The organism is Acidovorax sp. HMWF018 (assembly GCF_003061035.1).
In the GTDB taxonomy this organism is placed as follows: domain Bacteria; phylum Pseudomonadota; class Gammaproteobacteria; order Burkholderiales; family Burkholderiaceae_C; genus Acidovorax; species Acidovorax delafieldii.
In genome coordinates this window covers 7,927-13,797 of the sequence record NZ_QAIM01000191.1, presented here as the reverse complement: position 1 = coordinate 13,797, position 5,871 = coordinate 7,927, and the positions used below count along the sequence as shown (strand labels likewise).

Genomic DNA, 5,871 nt, shown 5'->3' with positions numbered 1-5,871 from the left:
TCCTTGGACTCGCTGAAAAACTAATTTCTGGCAATCATCAAAATGATGATACGGCACGGTCTGTATTTACCAGAGCTTATCCGATGCTAACTGTCTCTGCCCCTAGCTGGTCTCTCAAAGGAAGTACAGAAGTCGAGATAGATGAGGGTGAAAATGATAGTGATGATTCTACCGACGTTCAGGAAAGTCGCGAATTACTCTGGAGTGAGGTTAAAGTATGGCTGAACGATGTAAAAAGCTTATCCAACACAACTTTACCCTCCGCAATTTTTCTAGGCAAGGTTTGGACTAGAATTTATTTTAGCTTGCATAATGCCGCCCAAGAACTAAAGAGTGCTAAATTTGGTACAGTTATGGAGATTTTCGCACTCTGTGTAATTAATGCTTTTTTGGTAGAAGAAGCAGAACACCATATGCCACGCTCTTCTGCGAACCCAACGGATCTATGGCGGATTGATAGAAACAACCCTCGAAAATCGGCGAAAAGCTTCATAGATAAAATGACCGCCGTAAAACCTCAAAGGCAAGATTTTCCCTTTACTGCTGTTATAGCGACGTGCCCGCTAATTCTTGGATTTCTAGATGTGAAAAAAGGGTATGCCGAGGCACTTAAGCCAATGTTTCCAGAAGGTTTTGACATCAACAAGTTGCTCTGCCCCACTAAAGTATTCAATCAAATAGAAAACATTTCTATTACAGGGGATTCATCAACTTCTGATAAGAGGCCACCTCGAATAAGGCCTACCAATACAGGGGGTAGCGACGCAGGCTCAGACACCGAATCATGAGCGCCCAGGCTGCCTCTATAGGCTCGCTTCTTTCTACACTGTTACTGTCTGATCACCGGATTCTGCGCTTAGCTTGGGCGACGTCATTTGTGCAGAAATTGGACTGGGAAGATTTCCGGGAGCCCGCGTATCTTGCCTACCAGCCATGGGCCGCGCGCTTCCCAGATCATGTTTTCGACTCGGCATGGCGCTTCCTCGAAGCGCAAAAGCAGCATCGCAATTGCGTTGCACTCACTACGCTTCAAGCCCTAATCAGCGAATACTTGGAGTTGCGGCATGGCGAGGTACGAGTTCAAAGTAAGAATTTGGGTGCGTGGCAGCAAGGTGTAGTCAGCCGACTCTCCTCTGCTCCAATTCAGGCCTTAGCGGACCTCGTTTTTGGGGTGGGGCGCTATGGGCCATCCAGAGCACCATCGCAGGCCCAAGATTGGCGCGATAGATCTACACCTCCGTGGGCACGCCACGTCATGCCCTTGCTACGCTCCGAGGAAGCGCTGCTAACCGACTATGTCGAGCGCGAAGGCTTGCATGAAACCCATCTGCATCTGAACGGGAGCACACACGCAGAAATTTGCTGGCTGCGCGCGATTCGAGACCCGAGGGCAGAAGTCCGTGATTTTGTTGCAGCTTGGACCCGGCGCAAGAACGCAGACCGGGTCCGTGAACTGGTGGGTCAGGCAAATCCAGATTTGACTCCCCTGATATTTCTAGAGCATCTGCGAGTTGCCAGCCGACTCCGCGTCTGGTTAGTCGCCGCCGCCGAGGACAGACTCGCTCCAAGCGCAAAACCGCCAGCGTGCTGTCAAAGCTTAGGAAGCGCGGCCGAAGATGAGTGGTCTATCGGGCTTCGACTCACTCAGCCATCTTGGCGGCAAATTGCCAATGTAACGGACGAACTTACTTGGATGGCTGGACTTATGGCCCAGCTTCAGCAACGCCCTAGCATTCAGTTGTCACGGATGTTGCATGCCTATTTGCTTCTTCAGAACGAATATTACCGTTTACTAGTCCAGAGCGAGTCCCAATACGGCTTTGATCAATTCCAAAAATTCACCTTAACTGAACTGCGCGAGCCTGCTGAAAAGGACTATCGGTCACGCTTCCATGCCATGCACGGCGTTCGATCTGCGACCAGTACGGTCGGATACTTGGAGGGACGTTTTGCACCTAAGGGCGACCCGCTAAAGGCCTGCCGGCTCTTCCACGCCATTTTGGGCGGATACCTCAATTATTTACGCGATGCTGGCGCTGCCAATAAATCTTCTTATAGAGTCCCTCGTTCCCTTTCCGCTCTGTTGAACGAGCTAGATAGTTGTGTGGACTTGCATACTGAAAAGCACCGCAGTATTCATCGGCTGGCACTGGTTGCCCATTTCATAAAGCAGGATTGGCCACCAAAGGAAAAGGGAAAGGCGGGACCATATCGACACTACCCGCTCGACATTCAATTGCGTCAGGCAGCCGCTGTACTCCTTTCAGTCCTTAACCGTTGGCCTAAGCTAAAAACTTGGGTTCGAGGTGTGGATGCGGCTGCTAATGAGCTACACGCACCGCCAGATGTGTTCGCGCCTGTGTTCCGTGTATGTCATAGAGCTGGGCTGACGCGGCGTACATATCACGCTGGCGAAGACTTCCGTCACTTACTCTCTGGCATTGCCACCATGTGGGAAGCACTGGAGTTCCTAGACTTACGGGATGGCGACCGCATTGGGCACGGCACCGCCATGGGAATCAATCCGCGCCTCTGGATTCAGCGCATGCCCGGTTCACTTAACCTGCCTCGGGGTGAATGGATGACCGGGGTATTAGCTGCGTGGCAATTGCTTCGGGACGTTCCAGAGATGCAGGCATGCGTGCACCGTCTCCAGCGTGAGTTGGAAGATATCGCACATAAGATCTTTCGGCAGACGCTGACAGTACCTGACCTAGAGCGCGCGATGGCGCTTCGTGGTTTGAGTCGGCTTGACCTCCTGCGCTACCGAACCGATGCAGAAGATGCTCGTCACGAACCTCTGAGCCAGCACTGGCTTGAGGAATTCGAACGCGTCCGATCTGCATGTGAGGAACAGCCGAGGGCCGTGGACCTCCTCTGGAAGTGGTTGAACGATCCGGAAGTTCAGAAGCGAGCGAACGAGTTAATCACCAGAGAGAGCGATTTCTTGGATTCCAAAAGTTATGTTCTGCTACAACAAGCATTGATGCAGCAAGTGGCGAAACGAGGCGTGCTTATAGAAACGCTACCGTCCAGCAATGTCCGGATTAGCCAATACCAACACATTGACGAGCATCACTTTCTACGCTGGATGCGAATCCCTGGCCATATCGAGGAGGGCGATCCAGAAATCATGGTTTGCCTAGGTTCCGATGATCCGGGGATTTTTGCAGCCGACATCGAAACAGAGTTCTACCTACTTTATGCATCATTGAGAAAAAAGGGGCTCAGCGATGTAAAGGCGCTTGAGCATCTCAGCGCCTTGAACGAGCGAGGCAGGGTCTATCGATTTCACCATCCTGCGTTGCTGTAAGCGGTAGGCAGCGCCTCTTTCTACGTGATTTACTGGCGATACCTGCAGTGCTTCTGAACCCTAGCGGTAGGTTAGCGAAAGACCATTTCATACCCAGTAATAAGAAGGGTTGAAGGGGGTGCTGCGCATGCCTTTCAAGGCGACTAAAGTGCGAGCCTTCTAACACGCTCATCAGCCATAGTCACATAGCGGAGCAGCTTAGTCTTGCAAACGTCGAAACCCGCGCTGAACCCCTCCGTGTCCCCCAGCCGACGAACAAACACCTGCGCCATTCCAAGCGCCTCCTTCCAAGCCGCCGCGCTGACCTGCTCCCCCACCGTCAGTTCCAGCGTCCGATCCGGCAAACCGCCCCCTGCCGTGGGAGCAAACGCCATGGGCGTCATGTCATACGCAGGCGCCAGCTCGTAAGGTCTGCGCCCCTCTGACAAGCACGACAGATTGCCGCTGTGCATGTCGGTGTTGCCGATCAGGGTGCCAAACGCCCACAGCAGGCAGGCCGTGTCAAAGGCTTGGGGGGTGATGACGCCCTCCTTCCACAACGCTCTGGCAATCACCGGCCAGTTGCCGCCGCTGCCGACAAACTCTGCGTCCAGCGCGGCGAAGGAATGCAGCGCCCTGCGCCCCCGCGCGCCCAGCCGGTCAAACCGCTGTACCTCCAGAAACCGTTGGGTGCCGTGCATCCAGGTCATCGACTGCGCGGCAGCCACGCCGTGGTCACGCAGCACCTGCAGGGCGATGTGCTCGGCCAGCAGCAGGTCGCGCCAGCGGGCGCTCACGGGGGTGTCGAGTTCTGCGGTGAACTTGACCATCACATGCGCGGCGGTGCCATCGGCTTGCTCTGCGTAGGCGGTGAACTTGGGCTGCTCGCCAGCGGCTGAGGAGCCTGCCACTTCGCCGCGCGCGGCCAGGTCGGCCAACCGGGCGTAGGTGTGCAGCTTTTGCGCGGCTGCAATCGGCACGGGGTCGGGCGCGTTGACGAACTGGTCGCGCGCGGTGGGGCCGATGAGCAGGTTGCCGGGCATGTCGTCGCCCTGGTCCAGGATGGCGCGCAGCGCGTGGGTGTCGCTCCAGTCGCCCAGCCGCTCGGGCAAGCCCAGGCGCTGGCCGTGCCGCTGGCAGTACGCGCGCCCCAGGTAGCCCTGCGGGCGCATGTCAAAAATCCACCACGGCAGGCCGTCGCTGTGCAGCCGGGCTCCGCCCGCTTCGACCATCACAAAGCCCTGCGGGCACACCGGGACCAGGGTGCCCAGGGTTTCGAGCGCGCCCTGGGGAGTGACGCGGTACACGGTGGCATGCAGATCGGCGCGCTGGGGATCGCGGAGGGTGTATTGAATAGATCTGGCGGCGCCAAAAGGCACCACCTCGTCACCCAGCGCGCTGAGTGCCCGCGAGACGGTGGGCTGGCTGAGCTGCAGCGCCTGGGCCAGCGCCTGCGCCTTGGCGGGGCCGGGGCGCAGCAGGGGGCGGATGGCGTTGGCGTAGGTCTGGGCGGCGGAGGGCATGGCCTAAGGATACGCCGATTGAATTGAAAATTGAATAGATAAAAGAATAGATAAAACAGGCTGAATGGACGTATCGAGATCGCCCGACTACGCCGGCAACCGCACCGCAGCCTCCCACAGCGCCTCGGCAAACGCCATAGCCGCCGGTTGTTGCTGCGTGCCCCGGCGGTAGGCCAGGTACAGGTCCAGGTGCACCACGGGCTCGCGCAGCATGGCGACGCCCAGGCCCTGGCGCAGGCATTCTTCCAGTGCAAACGAAGGCACGATGGCGCTGCCACGGCCTGCGCGCACCATGCCGATGAGGGTGCCGATGAGGTTCATGCGGGGGCGCTCCTGGTGGGCCAGGCCCAGGCGGGAGAGCTGCTTTTCGATGACCACCTGGATGGGGTTGCCCGACGGCAGGCTGACCAGGGGCACGTCTTTGAGGCGGCTCCAGGGCTGGCTGTCTGACAGCTGGCCGCTGGTGTGCGCCGCGTCGGGCGGGCTGATGCGCATGAGGCGGAACTTGCACAAGGGCTGGCGCGACAACCCCACGGCGGGTTTGACGAAGAAGCCAAAGCCAATGTCGGCCTCGCCGTCGAGCACGCGCTGGCGCACGGTGCCCACCTCGACATCGCTGAGCTGCACCTGCACGCCGGGGTGGCTGTGTGCAAAGCCGCGAATCACCTCGGGCAGCAGGCTGGCCGAGATCATGGGCGTGGCCGCTACAAGCAGGCGCGAGCGCACGGCGGCCTCGTTGCCGTCCAGCACGGCGCCCAGGGCGCGCAGCTCGCCCACCACGCGCTCGGCCACGGGCTGCAGGCGGCGCCCGGCGTCGGTCAGGGTGATGGACCGTGTGGTGCGGTCAAACAGGCGGGCGCCCACCTGATCCTCCAGCTCCTTGACGAGCATGCTCATGCCCGAGGGCGACAGGTGCACCTGCTCGGCCGCCTTGGCAAAGCTTTGCAGGCGCGTGACCTCCAGAAAAGCGTGGAGCTGGCGGGTGCTGACATTCATCAGCTTTGATGAAGAATTCATCAGAATTTTCCGTTTGATCAATGTCAAGAGTGTCGTTGT

At 57.9% G+C, this 5,871-nt stretch carries 4 protein-coding genes; 2 read left to right on the top strand and 2 right to left on the bottom strand.

The annotated features are described in order from the left end of the window. Both DBR23_RS29570 and DBR23_RS07130 read left to right on the top strand, forming a co-directional pair. Nucleotides 1-788 (top strand): hypothetical protein (locus DBR23_RS29570; protein WP_199227655.1); only part of this gene is annotated, 788 nt, incomplete at its 5' end. Then, complete coding sequence (locus DBR23_RS07130) at nt 785-3,313, top strand: hypothetical protein (RefSeq protein WP_108497777.1); 2,529 nt, start codon at nt 785-787, stop codon at nt 3,311-3,313. The genes DBR23_RS29570 and DBR23_RS07130, both read left to right, overlap by 4 nt. A 143-nt stretch (nt 3,314-3,456) precedes the next feature. Here DBR23_RS07130 and yjjJ read toward each other — a convergent pair whose 3' ends face one another. Both yjjJ and DBR23_RS07120 read right to left on the bottom strand, forming a co-directional pair. Next, nucleotides 3,457-4,815: a type II toxin-antitoxin system HipA family toxin YjjJ gene (yjjJ, locus tag DBR23_RS07125; protein ID WP_108497776.1), complete on the bottom strand. Its 1,359-nt coding sequence runs from the start codon at nt 4,813-4,815 to the stop codon at nt 3,457-3,459. Between the two features lie 87 nt (nt 4,816-4,902). After that, nucleotides 4,903-5,832, bottom strand: a complete 930-nt coding sequence (locus DBR23_RS07120) for a LysR family transcriptional regulator (protein ID WP_233250313.1) — start codon at nt 5,830-5,832, stop codon at nt 4,903-4,905. Nucleotides 5,833-5,871 lie beyond the last annotated feature (39 nt).

Coding starts and splice junctions, on each gene's coding strand:
- DBR23_RS07130 (WP_108497777.1), top strand. CDS start 785: ATGAGCGCCCAGGCTGCCTCTATAGGCTCGCTTCTTTCTACACTGTTA.
- yjjJ (WP_108497776.1), bottom strand. CDS start 4,815: ATGCCCTCCGCCGCCCAGACCTACGCCAACGCCATCCGCCCCCTGCTG.
- DBR23_RS07120 (WP_233250313.1), bottom strand. CDS start 5,832: ATGAATTCTTCATCAAAGCTGATGAATGTCAGCACCCGCCAGCTCCAC.